The organism is Pseudomonas sp. 3MA1 (assembly GCF_029237275.1).
Classification (GTDB): Bacteria; Pseudomonadota; Gammaproteobacteria; order Pseudomonadales; family Pseudomonadaceae; genus Aquipseudomonas; species Aquipseudomonas fluorescens_AP.
This window is the reverse complement of sequence record NZ_JAACFX010000002.1, coordinates 612671-630424: the sequence shown is the minus strand read 5'-3', so window position 1 is coordinate 630424 and position 17754 is coordinate 612671. Positions and strand designations below refer to the sequence as shown.

Below are 17754 nucleotides of genomic sequence, written 5' to 3'. Positions count from 1 at the left end.
TTTATCCGCCATACGGACATTCCAGGCGGGCGGTTCTGCGCTATAAAGACGGCCTAAGAAGCGCAGGCTAAAGCCTTCGGCGTCCTGCACTAGACACCCCTTGCGGAATCTCCAGCATGATCGACCTGGCAACCTGGAACCTCAGCGTTCCCGTCGGCAATCCGCCGGCGACCATCGACACCCCGACACTGGTCAAAGGCTTCAAGGACCGGTACTTCCACGCCGACAGCGGCACTCTGTTCTTCTGGTCACCGGTCACCGGCTCGAAAACCGAGAACGCCATCTACCCGCGCACCGAGCTGCGCGAAACCTACGCCGACGGCACTTTGCGCAACTGGACCTACCCCGAAGCCGACAACCTGCTGTACGCCACCCTGGCGGTGAACCAGGTGCCGTCGTCGGGCAAGATCGTCGTGGGTCAGATTCACGCCTACAACAGCACCAAGCCCCTGGTCAAAGTGGAGTACCAGTACAAGACCAGCAAAGGCAGCGGCAATATCGTGGCCAAGGTGCGCCTGCGCCCGGACGACGAAGAGGGCCGGGTCATCACCCTGGCCGAAAACGTGCCCATGAATCGTGACTTTTCCTACCTGATCCACCTGAGTCCAGGCGGCGCCCTGGGCATCAGTGCCGCCGGCCAGCAATGGGATGGGCAGTTGAGCGCCAGCTGGCGCGACAAGCCGCTGTATTTCAAGGCCGGGGTCTATGTACAGGACAACAGCGGCTACACCAGCGAGGGCGGCAAGGTGACCTTCTCCAAGCTGGATATCGACCACAACAAAACCTAAACACCCTCTTCTTGACGGCGGCCCAGCGCATGGCCAAAGGCCCTGTTCGCTGGCAAGCCAGCTCCTGCGGAGGCGGGAATTGCGGGCACAAAAAAGCCCGCATCGCTGCGGGCTTTTTCGAAGCAGCGCTAAGGCTTAGTTGACCTTGGCGTTCAGCTCACCCTTGAGGTAGCGCTGGAACATCGCTTCCAGGGAGATCGGCTTGATCTTCGAAGCGTTGCCGGCGGTGCCGAAGGCTTCGTAACGGGCAATGCACACGTCGCGCATGGCGGTCACGGTGGCGCCGAAGAACTTGCGCGGGTCGAACTCGCTCGGGTTGGTGGCCATCAGGCGGCGCATGGCACCGGTGGACGCCAGGCGCAGGTCGGTGTCGATGTTGACCTTGCGCACGCCGTACTTGATGCCTTCGACGATTTCTTCAACCGGCACGCCGTAGGTTTCTTTGATGTCGCCGCCGTACTGGTTGATGATCGCCAGCCACTCTTGTGGAACCGAGGACGAACCGTGCATCACCAGGTGGGTGTTGGGGATGCGCTTGTGGATTTCCTTGATGCGGTCGATGGCCAGCACGTCGCCGGTAGGCGGCTTGGTGAACTTGTAGGCGCCGTGGCTGGTGCCGATGGCGATGGCCAGGGCGTCGACCTGGGTCTTCTTGACGAAGTCCGCGGCTTCTTCCGGGTCGGTCAGCATCTGGCTGTGATCCAGCACGCCTTCGGCGCCGATGCCATCTTCTTCACCGGCCATGCCGGTTTCCAGGGAACCCAGGCAGCCCAGCTCGCCTTCTACCGACACGCCGCAGGCGTGGGCCATGGCCACGGTCTGCTGGGTGACGCGCACGTTGTACTCGTAGTCGGTCGGGGTCTTGCCGTCTTCGCCCAGGGAGCCGTCCATCATCACCGAGGAAAAGCCCAGCTGGATCGAGCGCTGGCAGACATCAGGGCTGGTGCCGTGGTCCTGGTGCATGCACACCGGGATATGCGGGAATTCTTCGATCGCCGCCAGGATCAGGTGACGCAGGAACGGCGCGCCGGCGTATTTGCGGGCGCCGGCCGAAGCCTGGACGATCACCGGGGAGTCAGTCTTGTCAGCGGCTTCCATGATGGCGCGCATCTGCTCAAGGTTGTTGACGTTGAAGGCTGGAACGCCGTAGCCGAATTCGGCTGCGTGGTCCAGCATCTGGCGCATGCTGATGAGTGCCATTGTGTGTGTCTCTCCCGGTCGAGGGTCGTTAATCGTGCAAGCCTGCCGTAGCGGCGACTGCTGTTCAAGTGATTGCAGATCGGGGGTCAGCCCGCTCCGTTGTATCCGTTAAAACCAAATCTCTACAGCCCTGCAGGAGCTGGCTCGTCGGCGAAAGGGGCCTTGAACCTTGCACAGGTCTGGAAGGCCGCCTTCGCTGGCAAGCCAGCTCCTACTGGGCCTTGCAGCCGCGGCCGATCAGGTCGTTGGTGGCGATCCAGTAGACCAGGCCCTCTTCGCCCTTGACGTGAAACGCCAGCATGTCGTCGCTGTACAGCGAGCCCGAACCACTGGGCTCAAGCTTCAGGCGGCGCACCTGGTCATCGCCCCCCAAGCGCACGTCGACCGCCTTGCGGCTGTCGTCGGTGTAGCGCCACAGCACCTGGGCCTGGCTGTCGCAGGTCCAGGTGGTCCAGTTGTCGGTGGCCGGCGACTTGAGCAGGTTCAGGTTGGCGCAACCGGCCAAGGCACCCAGCATCGCCACGGCGATCAAAGCTTTCATCAATGTTCCTCGGCCGGCAGCCCAGAGGCCCCAGCGCATTGCGTTATCCGATCTGACCGGTCAAGGGCAACCCTGTTCCCTGGTCTTTGACGGTGTCTCGTACTTCTCCAGGCCTTCGGGGCCCAGGCGCTTGTTGATCACCGGCGCGGTCTCGGCCTGCCAATCGGCCTGATAACAGCCCTTGTTCGGCTCGCCCGCCTCGTCCGCCGGTTTTGCCTGCGGGGCACTGGAGCACCCCGCCAGCAACGCCACGGCGATCAACAGTGGCAACGTCTTGACCATCAGAACACTCCTTTGCCCGGCCAACGGGACTCTCAGGCCTTGGCCCGGGCTTCCAGGACTTCAACCGCTGGCAGCACCTTGCCCTCGACGAACTCGAGGAACGCGCCACCACCGGTAGAAATGTAGGAGATCTGCTGGGCCACGCCATATTTGTCGATGGCCGCCAGGGTGTCGCCACCGCCAGCGATGGAGAACGCGGCGCTGTCGGCGATGGCCTGGGCCAGCACCTGGGTGCCGTTGCCGAACTGGTCGAATTCGAACACACCCACCGGACCGTTCCAGAGGATGGTCTTGGAGGATTTCAGCAGTTCGGCGAACTGCGCGGCGGTTTGCGGACCGATGTCGAGGATCATGTCATCGGCGGCCACGTCGGCGATCAGCTTGACGGTCGCTTCAGCGCTTTCGGCGAATTCCTTGGCCACCACCACGTCCACCGGCAGCGGCACGCTGACCTTGGCGGCGATGGCGCGAGCGGTGTCCAGCAGGTCCGGCTCGTACAGCGACTTGCCCACCGGATGCCCGGCAGCAGCGAGGAAGGTGTTGGCGATGCCGCCGCCGACAATCAGCTGATCGCAGATCTGGCTCAGGCTGTTGAGTACGTCCAGCTTGGTCGACACCTTGGAGCCGGCAACGATGGCCGCCATCGGCTTGGCCGGGTTGCCCAGGGCCTTGCCCAGTGCATCCAGTTCAGCGGCCAGCAGCGGGCCAGCGGCGGCGACTTTGGCGAACTTGGCCACGCCGTGGGTCGAACCCTCGGCGCGGTGCGCGGTGCCGAAGGCGTCCATCACGAACACGTCGCACAGGGCGGCGTATTGCTGGGCCAGTTCGTCGGCGTTCTTTTTCTCGCCCTTGTTGAAGCGCACGTTCTCGAACAGCACGACGTCGCCGGCCTTGACCTCGACGCCTCCCAGGTAGTCGGCCACCAGCGGCACGTCGCGGCCCAGGGCGCGGCTCAGGTAGTCGGCCACCGGCTTGAGGCTGTTCTCGGCGGAGAACTCGCCTTCGGTCGGGCGGCCCAGGTGCGAGCAGACCATCACTGCCGCGCCCTTTTCCAGGGCCAGCTTGATGGTCGGCAGCGAAGCCAGGATCCGCGCATCGCTGGTGACAACACCGTCCTTGACTGGGACGTTGAGGTCTTCGCGGATCAGCACGCGCTTACCTTGCAGATCGAGGTCGGTCATCTTCAACACGGTCATGGGTCGCAATTCCTGGGTTACTGTTGTTCAGAAACAGAGAGTTTAGTGGCAGAGCGTGGAGTGGCTGTTTGCAGGTAGTGCCCAGCAACATCCAGCATCCGGTTGGCAAAGCCCCATTCGTTGTCGAACCAGGCCAGGATGTTCACCAGCCGGGGGCCGGAAACACGGGTCTGACTGGCATCGACGATCGCCGAATGAGGGTCATGATTGAAATCACAGCTGGCGTGCGGCAACTCGGTATAGGCCAAAAGGCCCTTGAGCGGACCGCTGGTGGCGGCCTCACGCAGAATCCGGTTGACCTCGGCGGCGTCGGTATCGCTCACAGTCTGCATCGTGATATCGAGGCAGGACACGTTGACCGTCGGCACCCGCACTGCTTTGGCCTGGATTCTTCCGGCAAGTTCCGGCAACAAGCGCTCGATACCGCGCGCCAGACCGGTGGACACCGGAATCACCGACTGGAACGCCGAACGGGTCCGGCGCAGGTCCTCGTGGTGATAGGCATCGATCACCGGCTGGTCGTTCATCGCCGAGTGAATGGTGGTGATCGACACGTATTCCAGGCCAATGGCCTGATCCAGCAGACGCAACAGCGGCACGCCGCAGTTGGTGGTGCAGGAGGCGTTGGACACCAGCAGCTCGGCACCGGTCAGGCAGTGCTGATTGACCCCGTAGACGATGGTGGCGTCGACATCCGCCTCGCTGGCCATCGGCTGGGAGAACAGCACCCGCGGCGCACCGGCGTCGAGGAACCGCTGGCCGTCTTCGCGGGTGTGGTAGGCACCGGAGCATTCCAGCACCAGATCGACGCCCAGGGACGCCCAATCGATGCCTTCGGGGGTGGCACTGCGCAGCACTTTCACGCAGTTGCCATTGATATGCAGACAATCGCCGTCGACCTTCACCTCGCCGGGAAACCGGCCGTGGGTGGAGTCGAAGCGTGTCAGGTATTCGACGCTGGCCATGTCGGCCAGATCGTTGATGGCGACGATCTCGAACCCGGCCGCAGCCCCTCGCTCGAACAGAGCACGCAAGACGCAACGACCAATCCGGCCGTAGCCGTTGAGTGCAACTTTGTAGGGACGCGGTTGAGGCATGGGGTTCTCAATGACCGGTAATGAAACCATCCGCTTGGTGCTGCCTGCGCCATCGTCATCGCGAGCAAGCTCGCTCCCACAAGGACGGTAAACATCCCTGCAGGAGCGAGCTTGCTCGCGATTGCATCAGTGCAGACAACCCGGCTTCCGGGTTTAGTCTTCCAGCAGCTCTTCGGCCTGGCCCAGGATGTTGTCCAGGGTGAAACCGAACTCTTCGAACAAGGCCGGCGCAGGGGCCGACTCGCCGTAGGTGGTCATGCCGATCACGCGGCCTTCCAGACCGACGTACTTGTACCAGAAGTCGGCGTGAGCGGCTTCGATGGCGATCCGCGCGCTGACCTGCAGCGGCAGCACCGACTGCTTGTAGCCGGCATCCTGAGCGTCGAACACGCTGGTGCATGGCATGGACACCACACGCACCTTGCGGCCCTGCTCGGTCAGTTTGTCGAACGCCTGGACCGCCAGGCCCACTTCCGAACCGGTGGCGATCAGGATCAGCTCAGGCTCGCCGGCGCAATCCTTCAGCACGTAGCCACCGCGGCTGATGTCGGCGATCTGCCCGGCATCACGGGTTTGGTGCTGCAGGTTCTGCCGGGAAAAGATCAGCGCCGATGGGCCATCCTTGCGCTCCAGGGCGCACTTCCAGGACACCGCCGATTCCACGGCATCGGCCGGGCGCCAGGTGTCGAGGTTCGGGGTGCTGCGCAGGCTGGTCAGTTGCTCGATCGGCTGGTGAGTCGGGCCGTCTTCGCCCAGGCCGATGGAGTCGTGGGTGTAGACGTGGATCACCCGCTGCTTCATCAGTGCCGACATGCGCACCGCGTTGCGCGCGTATTCCATGAACATCAGGAAGGTCGCGCCGTAAGGCACCAGGCCGCCGTGCAGGGCAACGCCGTTCATGATGGCGGTCATGCCGAACTCGCGCACGCCGTAGTACATGTAGTTGCCGCTGGCGTCTTCCGCGCTGACGCCCTTGCAGCCTTTCCACAGGGTCAGGTTGGAACCGGCCAGGTCGGCCGAACCGCCGAGGAATTCAGGCAGCAGCGGGCCGAAGGCGTTCAGGGTGTTCTGGCTGGCTTTACGGCTGGCGATGGTTTCGCCCTTGGCCGCCACTTCAGCGATGTAGGCGTTGGCCTTCTCGGCGAAGTCCGCCGGCAGATCACCGGCAAGGCGACGCACCAGTTCGTTGGCTTCTGCGGGGAATGCGGCGGAGTAGGCGGCGAAACGCTGATCCCACTCGGCTTCGACGGCGCGACCGGCTTCCTTGGCGTCCCACTCGGCATAGATGTCAGCCGGGATTTCGAACGGGCCATGGTTCCACTTCAGCGCAGCGCGGGTCAGGGCGATTTCCTCGGCGCCCAGTGGCGCGCCGTGGCAGTCTTCCTTGCCCTGCTTGTTCGGCGAACCGAAACCGATGGTGGTCTTGCAGCAGATCAGGGTCGGCAGCGGGCTCTTGCGCGCGGTGTCGATGGCGGTCTTGATCTCTTCAGGATCGTGGCCGTCGACATTGCGGATCACCTGCCAGTTGTAGGCTTCGAAACGCTTGGGCGTGTCGTCGGTGAACCAGCCTTCGACTTCGCCGTCGATGGAAATGCCGTTGTCATCGTAGAAGGCGATCAGCTTGCCCAGGTCCAAGGTACCGGCCAGGGACGCCACTTCGTGGGAAATGCCTTCCATCATGCAGCCATCACCCAGGAACACGTAGGTGTGGTGATCGACGATGTTGTGGCCTGGACGGTTGAACTGCGCCGCCAGGACTTTTTCCGCCAGGGCGAAGCCCACGGCATTGGCCAGGCCCTGGCCCAGCGGACCAGTGGTGGTTTCCACGCCTGGGGTGTAGCCGAACTCCGGGTGGCCCGGGGTGCGGCTGTGCAGTTGGCGGAAGTTCTTCAGGTCATCGATCGACAGGTCGTAGCCGGTCAGGTGCAGCAGCGAGTAGATCAGCATCGAGCCATGACCGTTGGACAGCACGAAGCGGTCACGGTCGGCGAAGGATGGATTGCTCGGGTTGTGCTTGAGGTAGTCACGCCAAAGTACTTCGGCGATATCCGCCATACCCATGGGGGCACCTGGATGGCCGCTGTTGGCTTTTTGCACGGCATCCATGCTGAGGGCACGAATGGCGTTGGCACGCTCACGACGGCTGGGCATCGCTGATCTCCTGGGGATTGAATAAAACGAAACGGAAAAAAGGCCTGCATTTTCCCTCAGGCGTCTGGCGGGGGCAATGACAGATAGTCACTCAGGCATGTTTTTCCCCTGGATAAGCCGGCAATCCACCGAGGAAACCCGCTTGCCGCCGGCTGACAGGGCAATCAAGGCTCTGGCAAAGGCCCCTCGCGAGGCAATATCAAAACTTTTTGATATTGATCTTGCAGGCCTTTGCAGGCACCTCTAGACTGCGCCCCTATGAACCTGAGCGCACCCACCATTGAGCATGACGATTGCGACGAACTGGCCGCCCTGTGCAAGGCCGGCGGCGATCCCTTACGACTCAATGTATTGCGCGCCCTGAGCAACGACTCGTTCGGCGTGCTGGAACTGGCGCAGATCTTTGCCATCGGCCAGTCGGGCATGAGCCACCATTTGAAGGTTCTGGCCCAAGCCAGCCTGGTGGCGACCCGCCGTGAAGGCAACGCGATTTTCTACCGCCGCGCCCTGCCCCATACCGAACTCCTGGGCGGCAAGCTGCACGCCGCACTGCTGGACGAAGTCGACCAGGTGCGGCTGCCGCAGGATGTCCAGAAGCGGATTGGCCTGGTGCACCGGCAACGGGCCGCGGCCAGCCAGGACTTTTTCTCCCGGGTGGCGGATAAGTTCCGCGCCCAGCAGGACCTGATCGCAGGACTGCCCCAGTACCGCGACAGCGTGCTCGCGCTACTGGACAAGCTGAGCTTCAACCCCATGGCCACGGCTATTGAAGTGGGTCCCGGCGACGGTGGTTTTCTCCCCGACCTGGCCCGACGCTTTGCCCGGGTCACCGCGCTGGACAACAGTCCGGCGATGCTTGAACTGGCGCGTCAGCTGTGTGAACGCGAAACACTGGCTAACGTCAGCCTGCAACTGGCCGATGCACTGGATGGCGTACAACTGACGGCCGACTGCGTGGTGCTGAACATGGTCCTGCACCACTTCGCCGCACCGGCCGAGGCCCTCAAGCAGATGGCCCAATTGCTGCAACCAGGCGGCAGCCTGTTGGTAACAGACTTGTGCAGCCACAACCAGAGCTGGGCCAAAGAGGCTTGCGGCGATCTCTGGCTAGGGTTCGAACAAGATGATTTGGCCCGCTGGGCCACCGCTGCGGGACTGACTCCCGGGGAAAGCCTCTATGTGGGCTTACGTAATGGTTTCCAGATCCAGGTCCGCCATTTTCAGCGACCGGCTGGCGACACTCACCATCGGTAAATTTTAGGAAACCGTCGAGATGAGCGAATACTCCCTTTTCACCTCCGAGTCCGTGTCTGAAGGGCATCCGGATAAAATCGCTGACCAGATTTCCGATGCGGTGCTGGACGCCATCATTGCCCAGGACAAGCACGCTCGCGTAGCAGTGGAAACCCTGGTCAAGACCGGTGTCGCCATCGTCGCCGGGGAAGTCACCACCAGCGCCTGGGTCGACCTGGAGCAGATCGTTCGCGACGTGATCTGCGACATCGGCTACACCAGCTCCGACGTCGGCTTCGACGGCGCCACCTGTGGCGTGATGAACATCATTGGCAAGCAGTCCCCCGACATCAACCAGGGCGTCGACCGTGCCAAGCCCGAAGATCAGGGCGCCGGCGACCAGGGCCTGATGTTCGGCTACGCCAGCAACGAAACCGCCGCGCTGATGCCGGCACCGATCGCCTTCTCCCACCAACTGGTCCAGCGCCAGGCTGAAGCCCGCAAATCGGGCCTGCTGCCATGGCTGCGCCCGGACGCCAAGTCCCAGGTCACCTGCCGCTATGAAAACGGCATCGTGGTCGGCATCGACGCGGTGGTGCTGTCGACCCAGCACAACCCCGAAGTGTCGTACAACGACCTGCGCGAAGGCGTGATGGAACTGATCGTCAAGCACGTGCTGCCGGCCGAACTGCTGCACAAGGACACCCAGTTCCACATCAACCCGACCGGCCAGTTCATCATCGGTGGCCCGGTGGGCGACTGCGGCCTGACCGGGCGCAAGATCATCGTCGACAGCTACGGCGGCATGGCCCGTCACGGCGGCGGCGCGTTCTCCGGCAAGGACCCATCCAAGGTTGACCGCTCCGCTGCTTATGCCGGTCGCTACGTGGCCAAGAACATCGTTGCCGCCGGCCTGGCCGAACGCTGCGAGATCCAGGTGTCCTACGCCATCGGCGTGGCCCAACCGACCTCGATCTCCCTGAACACCTTCGGCACCGGCAAGATCAGCGACGACAAGATCATCAAGCTGGTTCGCGAGCACTTCGACCTGCGTCCATACGCGATCACCACCATGCTCGACCTGCTGCACCCGATGTACCAGGAAACCGCGTCCTACGGTCACTTCGGCCGGACTCCGCAAACCAAGACCGTGGGTGACGACACCTTCACCACCTTCACTTGGGAGCGGACCGACCGCGCCGACGCCCTGCGCGCTGCTGCCGGCCTCTAAGGGTCAGCCGCAATAGACGAAGCCCCGCCGGCATCACCGGCGGGGCTTTTTTGTCGCCAGAGTTTTCTCTCTCCAGGGCAATAGCGCGGGTATCCGCTGGCCGAGCCAGCGCCCCAGGCCATCGCGAAACACCCCGCAACCACCTCGCCAAACAACCGCCCCACACCCACCTACCCTTCAAGGCATGCCCATTCAGAGCAAGGACGCTCCCATGCTGCCAAGACTCTTCCTGCTGTTTCTGGCCCTCACCGGCCTGCCCGCCCTGGCCCAATGTCCCGACTGGCCCAGTGCCCGGGCCGAACGCGAACTCAGCGCCCTGCGCCAACAGCTCGAGGCCTGGGACAACCGCTATCACCGACACGGCCAATCGCCCGTCGCCGATGAGCTCTATGATCAGTCCCGTCAGCGCCTGGCCCACCTGCAGCAATGCTTCCCCCAACTGCCCGGCGCCGCGGATCATCCCCTGCTCGGCGCCCGGGGCACGGTGCCCCATCCCATCGCCCACACCGGAGTGGAAAAGCTCCCCGACGACAACGCGGTACAGCTCTGGCTGAAAGGCCGTGAAGGCATCTGGGCTCAACCCAAGATCGATGGCGTGGCGGTAACCCTGATCTACCGCCAGGGCCGCTTCCACCAGGCACTGAGCCGGGGGGATGGCGTGCACGGCCAGGACTGGAGCGCCCGCGCCCGGCAGATCCCGGCCATCCCCAAACAACTGCCCCAGCCCGTGGACCTGCTCTTGCAGGGAGAGCTCTATCAACGCCTGGAACAACATATCCAGGCCCAGTCCGGCAGCCTCAATGCCCGCAGCCGGGTCGCCGGATGGCTGGCGCGCAAACACCTGTCGGCGGCAGAGGCGGCGCAAATCGGCCTGTTCGTCTGGGACTGGCCCCAAGGCCCCGCCACGCTGAGTGAACGCCTGGAGCAACTGGCGCAGCTGGGCTTCGACGAAGGCGTCCGATACAGCCGCCCGGTCGCGGGCTTCAGCGAGGCCCGGCACTGGCGGGAGCACTGGTACCGTTCGCCCCTGCCCTTTGCCAGCGACGGCATTATTCTGCGCCAGAGCCTGCGCCCCGCCGCCGAACGCTGGCAGGCCAGGGCCCCACATTGGATCGCGGCCTGGAAATACCCCTATGCCCAGGCCCTGGCCAATGTGCGTGCGGTGCGCTTTCGGATCGGCCGCACCGGGCGCATCAGCCCCTTGCTGGACATCGACCCGGTGATCCTCGATGACCGGCAGATCCGCCGCGTCAGCGTCGGCTCGCTGCAACGCTGGCAAGCCCTGGATATCGTCCCCGGCGACCAGGTGGCCATCAGCCTGGCCGGACTGACTCTCCCCCGCCTGGATGGCGTGGTCCTCAGGAGCCAGCAGCGCCAGGCCATCCAGGCGCCAGCGCCGGAAGACTTTCATGCCCTGAGCTGCTGGCGGCCAACACCCGGATGCGAAGACCAGTTTGTCGCCCGCCTGACCTGGCTCAGCGGCAAGCAAGGGCTGCACCTGGACAATATCGGCGAACAAACCTGGGCCAGGCTGGTTGCAACAGGCCGTATCAAAGGCCTTTTGGATTGGCTGACCCTGGATCAGGCAGAGCTTGCTAACATTGCCGGCTTCGGCGCACGCAGCAGCCTGCGATTGATCGAGAGTCTGCAACAGGCAAGGCAACGCCCCTTCGCACGCTGGCTCAAAGCCCTGGGCCTGCCGCCCAGCGGCTCGGCCGAACTGAACGGTCCGTGGCAGGTTCTGGCTTCACGCAGCAGCCTGGACTGGCAGCACGAAGCCGGTATCGGCCCGGAACGGGCTGCGCAGCTGGAAGCGTTTTTTCGCGAGCCCCAGGTGCTGGCCTTACAGGCAACCCTGAATCAGGCCGGCATCAACGGCTTTTAGGCCGCGATCCGGGGCGCACATTGAACCACCCCGGCGGGAATGCGCTCCAACAGCCCATTCCCGGTATGACAGTCAGTCGCTTTCATTGGTTATTTTTTGATCTTTTTTCACCTGGAGCCTTCCATGAAACTGTTTCAGTCCCTCGCTGCCCTGACCCTGTGCAGCCTGATGAGCGCGCCCCTGCTGGCCGCCGAACCCGCCCAGCCACTGACCGGCTGCGCCGCCAAGCGCCAGGCCATCATGACCCAGATCGAACAGGCCAAGGCCCATGGCAACAGCGATCAGCAGGCCGGCCTGGAGCGCGCCCTGAGCGAAGTCACCGCCCATTGCACCGATGCCTCGCTGAAGAAGGACCGGGAAAACAAGGTGCTGGAAGCCAAGCATGAGGTCAGCCGACGTCAGGCCGACCTGGAAAAGGCCATGAAGAAAGGCGACTCGGAGAAGATCAACAAGCGCAAGGACAAGCTCGCCGAGTCCCGCAAGGAACTGCAGCAAGCCCTGGACGAACTGGACAAATAACAGTCGCCCTCCCTGGCAACGACGTCACTCAGTGATTGCGAAACTCTTTGTGGCAGGCACTGCAGACGTCCTCGACTTTCTGCACCGCCGGCCCCAGATTGCTGGCCTTGTAGGGCTGGACCTGGCTGATGGTCACCAACTCGGCGGTGGCCGCTTCAAGGTTGCGCGCCAGTTCCTGGAAACGCGCCTGCTTGCGCCAGACATCATCGGTGGCGCTGCTGTGGTCCTCTTCCCTGACCTCGGGAAAATGCTTCCAGGGTTCATGGGACAAGGCATCCAGCTTCACCGCACCTTCGGCAAAACGTGCGCCGTCGAAAGGAATCCGCCCACGCAGCATGCCTCCCAGGTCCTCGCCGGTCTTGAGCATCTGTTTGAAGATCGCCTTGCGCTGACCCAGGGGCGAGTTGGGGTCGACACCGCCACAGGCGGAAAGCGTCAGGCAGGCCAGCAATACAACGGAAAGTCTTTTTAGCGTCATGGTGGCTTCAGGTCAGGTCACGGAAACGGCGGCCAGTATCCTCGCCTCCCCGGCAAACACCAATAGCCCTATTAACAATAGGGGTTGTCCATCGTCATGCCGCTGATGGACGCCCCCCCAAGGAAACACAGCATGAACCCGAGCTTCCTCCGCTGGCGTCGCCACCTGCTCTGGGCCCTGCCGGCCCTGGTGCTGCTCGCCGGCTGCAACGGCGGCGACACCAGCAAGGTCCCGCAGACCCACGCCCTGGCCACTTACAACAGTGCGACCTGGGAGTCCCTGCCCAGCGTCGCCGACAACGACCTGCTGGCCGGCTTCGGCGCCTGGCGCAGTGCCTGCACCCGCTTGAAGGCCGATCCGATCTGGGGCGCCACCTGCAGTGCAGCGGCCAATGTGCCGCAGACCCCGACAGCCATCCGCAGCTTTCTCAAGGAGCACCTGCAGGTCTATGGCCTGCGCTCGGGCAGCGGCAGCAGCACCGGCCTGATCACCGGCTACTACGAGCCGGTGTATCCCGGCAGCCTGACCCAGACGCCGAGCGCCAATGTGCCGGTGTACGGGGTGCCAGACGACATGATCATCGTCGCCCTGGACAGCCTCTACCCGGAACTCAAGGGCAAGCGCCTGCGAGGTCGCCTCGAAGGCCGGGTGCTCAAGCCCTATGACGATGCGGCGACCATCGAAACCAAGGGGGTCAAGGCTCCGGTGCTGGCCTGGCTGACCGACCCGATGGACCTGCAATTCCTGCAGATCCAGGGTTCGGGAAGGATCCAGCTGGAGGACGGGCGCCAACTGCGGATCGGCTACGCCGACCAGAACGGCCACCCGTACCGGCCCATCGGGCGCTGGCTGGTGGAGCAGGGGGAATTGAAGAAAGAAGAGGTGACCATGGGCACCATCGCCGCCTGGGCCAAGGCCCACCCGACGCGGATTCCCGAACTGCTGGGCAGCAACCCGAGCTACGTGTTCTTCAACCGCAACCCGGACAGCAACGAAGGCCCCCGCGGCTCGCTGAACGTGCCGCTGACTTCCGGCTACAGCGTCGCGGTGGACCGCAAGGTAATTCCCCTGGGCAGCCTGTTGTGGCTATCCACCACGCGCCCGGATGGCAGCAGCCTGGTACGCCCCGTGGCCGCTCAGGACACCGGCGGCGCGATTACCGGCGAAGTCCGTGCCGATCTGTTCTGGGGCACCGGCGAGGCGGCCGGGCAACTGGCCGGCGACATGAAGCAGCAAGGGCAGATCTGGATGCTCTGGCCCAAGGGCGCGGCGCTGCCCAAAGTGCCGGAAGTGCCCGATACCCCATGACCCGTTGTAGGAGCCGGCTTGCCGGCGAAAGCGTCTTCACGGTCGCCATCGCCGGCAGCCGGCTCCTGCAAGAGGGTGTTTCAGACTGAAACGAAGAAGAAGCTGGCGATCAGGCCCATGCCCACGAACCACACCAGGGAGCGCAGGATGGCCCAGTCCGCCAGGTAGCAGATCATGTACAGCAGGCGACTGGTGATAAACAGCACCGCCAGCACGTTGATCGTCACCAGTTCGGCGTTGCCCGCCACATGGGCGATGATCACCGCCGCCGCGAATGCCGGGGTCACCTCGAAACCGTTGAGCTGCGCGTTGTGGGCCCGCTTGGGCAGCCCCTCCAGGGTGCTCAGGAACGCCCGCGGATCATGATTGGAACGGAGCCCGTATCGGCCGGCGCCCTTGGCAATGGCGGTACACAGGTACGGCAGGACAATGGCGATCAATACACACCAGAAAGCGACAGTCATGGAGCACATCCTTTTTTAGAGTTTTCAGGGGGTCTTCAGAACTTCATCACCAACATGCCGATCAGCACCAACCCACAGGCTAAGAGCCGTGGCCGGCCGAAAGGTTCTTTCAGGTAGCGCATGCCGAACAGCACCACCAAAATCACACTGATCTCGCGCAACGCCGCCGCTTCGGCAATCGAGCCCAACTGCATGGCCCACAGCACCAGGGCGTAGCTCAACAGCACACAGAATCCGACGCTCAGCCCCAGGCGCCATTGCTCGCGCCAGAACAGGACGAAGGCCGGACGCTTGCTGACCACGGCCAGCAGCGGAAAGGGCCAGGCACTGAGCAGGGTGACCCAGGCCAGGTAGTCCAGCGGATGGGGCCAGCGACGCAAGGCCTGGCCGTCGATGAAGGTGTAGCAACCGATGCACAGGCCGATCAACGCCACCACCGGCAACATGTTCCAGGGCAGGCGCGCCCCGCCACCGCCCTGCCAGAGCAGGCAGAGCATGCCGAAGGGAATCAGCAGGATGCCGAGGATCTGCTGCGTATTGAGCGCCTCGCCGGCAAAGATCAGGGTCAAGGCCAGCACCACCAGGGGCGACAGACCGCGCATCAGTGGATAGACCAGCCCCAAATCGCCCACGCGATACGCCTGGATCAACAGATAGCGGTACAAGAGTTCAAGGGCAGCCGAGGCGACGATCCAGGGCCAGAGTGCAAACGGCGGCCATTGCAGGAAAAACAGCATGCTCGCCACGAACAACAGCGCCACGCTGTCCATGCAGGCCACCACCAACAGGCGCTCGCCGCTGAACTTGATCAGGGTGTTCCATGCCGCATGCAGCAGCGCCGCCACCAGAACCAGACATGTCGCCAGCACCTCACACTCCCTGTTGGCCCGAAAGAGAATCGATTCGTCCTGCGTCCCCGGCCGCCTATACTGGCGCCGGCCGCGAGGGCGAATCCTCGCATGATGCTTGCCTGTCTGCACTGGCTGCCGGCCATTTTGGCAGCGATAGCAGGCACTTCGTCAGCATGGGCCTGCCGCCCGACGTTACCCGCACCGTGTCCCGATACCCGCCCTTTTAGTCAGGCGCCTGCAACATCGCGCCACTACTGCGGTCAATGGGGCGGGCAAAACCCAGCGCTACCCACCTCAGGCCCTTGGCCAGACGCTGCACACCTGCCGCTTGAAGCTCGTCACTTGACGCTTTTTCCCTGCGATCATCCAAAGGAGTCCGGATGCTTGAACTTGTCGCTGCCTTTATCTGCCTGACCACCCTGCTCACCTATGTGAATTTCCGTTTTATCGGCCTGCCGCCGACCATCGGCGTGATGGTCACTGCCCTGCTGTTCTCCCTGTTACTGCAGGGCTTGAGCTACCTGGGCTTCCCCGGCCTTGAAGAACACGTCGAGGAACTGATCGGCAAGATCGACTTCGGCGATCTGCTGATGAACTGGATGCTGTCGTTCCTGCTGTTCGCCGGCGCCCTGCACGTCAACCTCAACGACCTGCGCAGCTATCGCTGGCCCATCGGCCTGTTGGCCACCGTCGGCGTGCTGATCGCCACCTTCGTCATCGGCAGCCTGGCCTACTGGATCTTTGGCCTGTTCGGCTGGCATGTGAGTTTCCTCTACTGCCTGCTGTTCGGTGCGCTGATTTCTCCCACCGACCCCATCGCGGTATTGGGCGTGCTGCGGACCGCCAACGCGTCCAAGCCGCTGAAGACCACCATCGTCGGCGAGTCGCTGTTCAACGACGGCACCGCGGTGGTGGTGTTCACCGTTCTGCTGGGCATCGCCCAACTGGGTGAAACCCCGACGGTGGGCGCCACCGCCTGGCTGTTCGTGCATGAAGCCATTGGCGGCGTGCTGTTCGGCGGGCTGATCGGCTACCTGGTGTACCTGATGATCAAGAGCATCGAGCAGCACCAGATCGAGGTGATGCTGACCCTGGCCCTGGTGATCGGCGGCTCGGCGATGGCCAGCGAGATCCATGTCTCGGCACCGATCGCCATGGTGGTGGCGGGCCTGATCATCGGCAACCTGGGGCGCAACCTGGCGATGAACGACATGACCCGGCGCTACCTGGACGGCTTCTGGGAGCTGCTGGACGACATGCTCAACGCCCTGCTGTTCGCCCTGATCGGCCTGGAACTGTTGCTGCTGCCGTTCAACTGGCTGCACCTGGCGGCCGCGAGCCTGCTGGCGGTGGCCATCGTGCTCTCGCGCCTGCTCACCGTGGCCCCGGCGATCCTGCTGCTGCGGCGCTGGCGCAGCGTGCCCCGGGGCACCATCCGCGTGCTGACCTGGGGCGGCCTGCGCGGCGGCGTCTCGGTGGCCCTGGCACTGGCCCTGCCCCTGGGGCCGGAGCGTGACCTGGTACTGAGCATCACCTACATCGTGGTGCTGTCGTCGATCCTGTTGCAGGGTCTGAGCATCGGCAGGCTGGTGCGCCATGTCACCCAGGATGCCCCGGCGGCCAAGGCCGAGGCCCACTGATCATTTTTTGATCTTTCGCGGATCGGGCGCCGGTGCCCGGTCCGCGTTCCTGTTCGGCTGGCCGCTTTCACTGCGCACCTGTGCATGGCTGATCAGGGCAAAGATGAAACTGCCACCGATGATGTTCCCGGCCAGGGTCGGCCCGGCGAACACCCTCCAGAAATCCCGCCACGGCAATTCACCGGCAAACACCAGGTAGGACACTTCCGCCGAGCCCACCACGATGTGCGTGAAATCTCCCAGCGCCATCAGATAGGTAATGAGGATGATGATCCACAGCTTGGCGCTCTCCATGGACGGGATCATCCACACCATGGTGGCGATCATCCAGCCGGAGATGATGCCCTTGGCGAACATCTGCGAGCTGTCGTTCTCCATCACTTTGCGGCCGATTTCCAGAAAGGCCTGATCGGTGCGGCTGTCGAAGATCGGCAGGTGCAGCATCACGTAGGCCACCAGCAGGGTGCCGCACAGGTTGCCCACCAGCACCACGCTCCACAGGCGCAACAAACGCCCGAAGTTGCTCAGGCTCGGCTTGCTCATCACCGGCAGCACGGCAGTCAGGGTGTTTTCCGTGAACAGTTGCTGGCGCGCGAGGATCACCGCCAGAAAGCCCGCGCAATAGCCAAAGCTGGCGATGACCTTGAAGGCCTCGCCCTCCGGCAGCCGGGAGTTGAGCAAGCCCATGCCCATCAGCGACAGGCCCATGGTCAGGCCAGCCGCCAGGGCCGACCACCACAGGGCGGCGACGCTGCGCTCCAGCTCCTGGTCGCCCTGAGTGCGGATGATTTCGTGCAGGACCGCCGCGCGGGGCGGCTGGTTGTGTTCGACCTCATGCTGCTCTTGAGCGGAGAGGCCGGGGGTCTTGCCGTCTTTTTGCGCGTCCATAA

17 protein-coding genes are annotated in these 17754 nt (G+C 63.6%); 7 read left to right on the top strand and 10 right to left on the bottom strand.

Annotated features, from left to right (window positions below; translation table 11 throughout):
- Nucleotides 1-116 precede the first annotated feature (116 nt).
- Nucleotides 117-788 (top strand): polysaccharide lyase family 7 protein, encoded by a 672-nt coding sequence (locus GWQ44_RS08075; protein WP_016966372.1) that lies wholly within the window; start codon nucleotides 117-119, stop codon nucleotides 786-788.
- A 135-nt stretch (nucleotides 789-923) separates the two neighbouring features.
- Here GWQ44_RS08075 and fba read toward each other — a convergent pair whose 3' ends face one another.
- The 6 genes from fba to tkt form a co-directional block, all read right to left on the bottom strand.
- Complete coding sequence (gene fba / locus GWQ44_RS08070) at nucleotides 924-1988, bottom strand: class II fructose-bisphosphate aldolase (RefSeq protein WP_003229012.1); 1065 nt, start codon at nucleotides 1986-1988, stop codon at nucleotides 924-926.
- Between the two features lie 211 nt (nucleotides 1989-2199).
- The gene (locus GWQ44_RS08065) at nucleotides 2200-2529 is read right to left on the bottom strand and encodes an MliC family protein (protein WP_179599389.1); all 330 of its coding nucleotides are present in this window, start codon (nucleotides 2527-2529) and stop codon (nucleotides 2200-2202) included.
- Nucleotides 2530-2589: 60 nt separating this feature from the next.
- A complete protein-coding gene (locus GWQ44_RS08060; protein ID WP_016966374.1) occupies nucleotides 2590-2811 on the bottom strand; it encodes a hypothetical protein in 222 nt (73 codons plus the stop codon).
- 32 nt (nucleotides 2812-2843) lie between these two features.
- Nucleotides 2844-4007 carry a phosphoglycerate kinase gene (locus GWQ44_RS08055; RefSeq protein ID WP_016966375.1) on the bottom strand — a complete coding sequence of 388 codons (1164 nt, stop codon included), beginning with the start codon at nucleotides 4005-4007 and terminating at the stop codon, nucleotides 2844-2846.
- A gap of 17 nt (nucleotides 4008-4024) precedes the next feature.
- Complete coding sequence (epd, locus tag GWQ44_RS08050) at nucleotides 4025-5104, bottom strand: erythrose-4-phosphate dehydrogenase (RefSeq protein WP_047306456.1); 1080 nt, start codon at nucleotides 5102-5104, stop codon at nucleotides 4025-4027.
- A gap of 153 nt (nucleotides 5105-5257) precedes the next feature.
- Entirely contained in the window at nucleotides 5258-7255 is a 1998-nt protein-coding gene (gene tkt, locus GWQ44_RS08045; protein ID WP_275926998.1) for a transketolase, read from the bottom strand.
- A 258-nt stretch (nucleotides 7256-7513) separates the two neighbouring features.
- On the opposite strand from tkt, the gene GWQ44_RS08040 reads away from it, so the two are divergent.
- From GWQ44_RS08040 to GWQ44_RS08025, 4 genes are all read left to right on the top strand, one after another.
- A complete protein-coding gene (locus GWQ44_RS08040) occupies nucleotides 7514-8509 on the top strand; it encodes a metalloregulator ArsR/SmtB family transcription factor (RefSeq protein ID WP_016966378.1) in 996 nt (331 codons plus the stop codon).
- A gap of 19 nt (nucleotides 8510-8528) precedes the next feature.
- Complete coding sequence (metK, locus tag GWQ44_RS08035) at nucleotides 8529-9719, top strand: methionine adenosyltransferase (protein ID WP_016966379.1); 1191 nt, start codon at nucleotides 8529-8531, stop codon at nucleotides 9717-9719.
- 211 nt (nucleotides 9720-9930) lie between these two features.
- On the top strand, nucleotides 9931-11604 hold the full coding sequence (ligB, locus tag GWQ44_RS08030; protein ID WP_275926997.1) for an NAD-dependent DNA ligase LigB: 1674 nt from the start codon (nucleotides 9931-9933) through the stop codon (nucleotides 11602-11604).
- Nucleotides 11605-11727: 123 nt separating this feature from the next.
- Nucleotides 11728-12123, top strand: coding sequence for a DUF1090 domain-containing protein (locus GWQ44_RS08025; RefSeq protein WP_275926996.1), 396 nt, complete (start codon nucleotides 11728-11730; stop codon nucleotides 12121-12123).
- A gap of 28 nt (nucleotides 12124-12151) precedes the next feature.
- Here GWQ44_RS08025 and GWQ44_RS08020 read toward each other — a convergent pair whose 3' ends face one another.
- Entirely contained in the window at nucleotides 12152-12601 is a 450-nt protein-coding gene (locus GWQ44_RS08020) for a cytochrome c (protein ID WP_016966382.1), read from the bottom strand.
- 132 nt (nucleotides 12602-12733) lie between these two features.
- Here GWQ44_RS08020 and GWQ44_RS08015 point away from each other — a divergent pair, with 132 nt between their 5' ends.
- Nucleotides 12734-13909 (top strand): murein transglycosylase A, encoded by a 1176-nt coding sequence (locus tag GWQ44_RS08015; protein ID WP_179599377.1) that lies wholly within the window; start codon nucleotides 12734-12736, stop codon nucleotides 13907-13909.
- Between the two features lie 80 nt (nucleotides 13910-13989).
- Here GWQ44_RS08015 and GWQ44_RS08010 read toward each other — a convergent pair whose 3' ends face one another.
- Both GWQ44_RS08010 and GWQ44_RS08005 read right to left on the bottom strand, forming a co-directional pair.
- Nucleotides 13990-14373: an MAPEG family protein gene (locus GWQ44_RS08010; RefSeq protein ID WP_016966384.1), complete on the bottom strand. Its 384-nt coding sequence runs from the start codon at nucleotides 14371-14373 to the stop codon at nucleotides 13990-13992.
- A gap of 35 nt (nucleotides 14374-14408) precedes the next feature.
- On the bottom strand, nucleotides 14409-15242 hold the full coding sequence (locus tag GWQ44_RS08005) for an EamA family transporter (RefSeq protein ID WP_275926995.1): 834 nt from the start codon (nucleotides 15240-15242) through the stop codon (nucleotides 14409-14411).
- Nucleotides 15243-15604: 362 nt separating this feature from the next.
- Between GWQ44_RS08005 and GWQ44_RS08000 the strand changes: the two genes are divergently transcribed.
- Nucleotides 15605-16864 carry a sodium:proton antiporter gene (locus GWQ44_RS08000; RefSeq protein WP_016966387.1) on the top strand — a complete coding sequence of 420 codons (1260 nt, stop codon included), beginning with the start codon at nucleotides 15605-15607 and terminating at the stop codon, nucleotides 16862-16864.
- Here the strand turns inward: GWQ44_RS08000 and GWQ44_RS07995 are convergent, their stop codons facing one another.
- Entirely contained in the window at nucleotides 16865-17752 is an 888-nt protein-coding gene (locus tag GWQ44_RS07995) for a formate/nitrite transporter family protein (RefSeq protein ID WP_199011083.1), read from the bottom strand.
- Nucleotides 17753-17754 lie beyond the last annotated feature (2 nt).

Bases quoted from the DNA above. Each gene is read 5' to 3' on its own strand.
- GWQ44_RS08075 (WP_016966372.1), top strand. From the start codon at position 117: ATGATCGACCTGGCAACCTGGAACCTCAGCGTTCCCGTCGGCAATCCG.
- fba (WP_003229012.1), bottom strand. From the start codon at position 1,988: ATGGCACTCATCAGCATGCGCCAGATGCTGGACCACGCAGCCGAATTC.
- GWQ44_RS08065 (WP_179599389.1), bottom strand. From the start codon at position 2,529: ATGAAAGCTTTGATCGCCGTGGCGATGCTGGGTGCCTTGGCCGGTTGC.
- GWQ44_RS08060 (WP_016966374.1), bottom strand. From the start codon at position 2,811: ATGGTCAAGACGTTGCCACTGTTGATCGCCGTGGCGTTGCTGGCGGGG.
- GWQ44_RS08055 (WP_016966375.1), bottom strand. From the start codon at position 4,007: ATGACCGTGTTGAAGATGACCGACCTCGATCTGCAAGGTAAGCGCGTG.
- epd (WP_047306456.1), bottom strand. From the start codon at position 5,104: ATGCCTCAACCGCGTCCCTACAAAGTTGCACTCAACGGCTACGGCCGG.
- tkt (WP_275926998.1), bottom strand. From the start codon at position 7,255: ATGCCCAGCCGTCGTGAGCGTGCCAACGCCATTCGTGCCCTCAGCATG.
- GWQ44_RS08040 (WP_016966378.1), top strand. From the start codon at position 7,514: ATGAACCTGAGCGCACCCACCATTGAGCATGACGATTGCGACGAACTG.
- metK (WP_016966379.1), top strand. From the start codon at position 8,529: ATGAGCGAATACTCCCTTTTCACCTCCGAGTCCGTGTCTGAAGGGCAT.
- ligB (WP_275926997.1), top strand. From the start codon at position 9,931: ATGCTGCCAAGACTCTTCCTGCTGTTTCTGGCCCTCACCGGCCTGCCC.
- GWQ44_RS08025 (WP_275926996.1), top strand. From the start codon at position 11,728: ATGAAACTGTTTCAGTCCCTCGCTGCCCTGACCCTGTGCAGCCTGATG.
- GWQ44_RS08020 (WP_016966382.1), bottom strand. From the start codon at position 12,601: ATGACGCTAAAAAGACTTTCCGTTGTATTGCTGGCCTGCCTGACGCTT.
- GWQ44_RS08015 (WP_179599377.1), top strand. From the start codon at position 12,734: ATGAACCCGAGCTTCCTCCGCTGGCGTCGCCACCTGCTCTGGGCCCTG.
- GWQ44_RS08010 (WP_016966384.1), bottom strand. From the start codon at position 14,373: ATGACTGTCGCTTTCTGGTGTGTATTGATCGCCATTGTCCTGCCGTAC.
- GWQ44_RS08000 (WP_016966387.1), top strand. From the start codon at position 15,605: ATGCTTGAACTTGTCGCTGCCTTTATCTGCCTGACCACCCTGCTCACC.
- GWQ44_RS07995 (WP_199011083.1), bottom strand. From the start codon at position 17,752: ATGGACGCGCAAAAAGACGGCAAGACCCCCGGCCTCTCCGCTCAAGAG.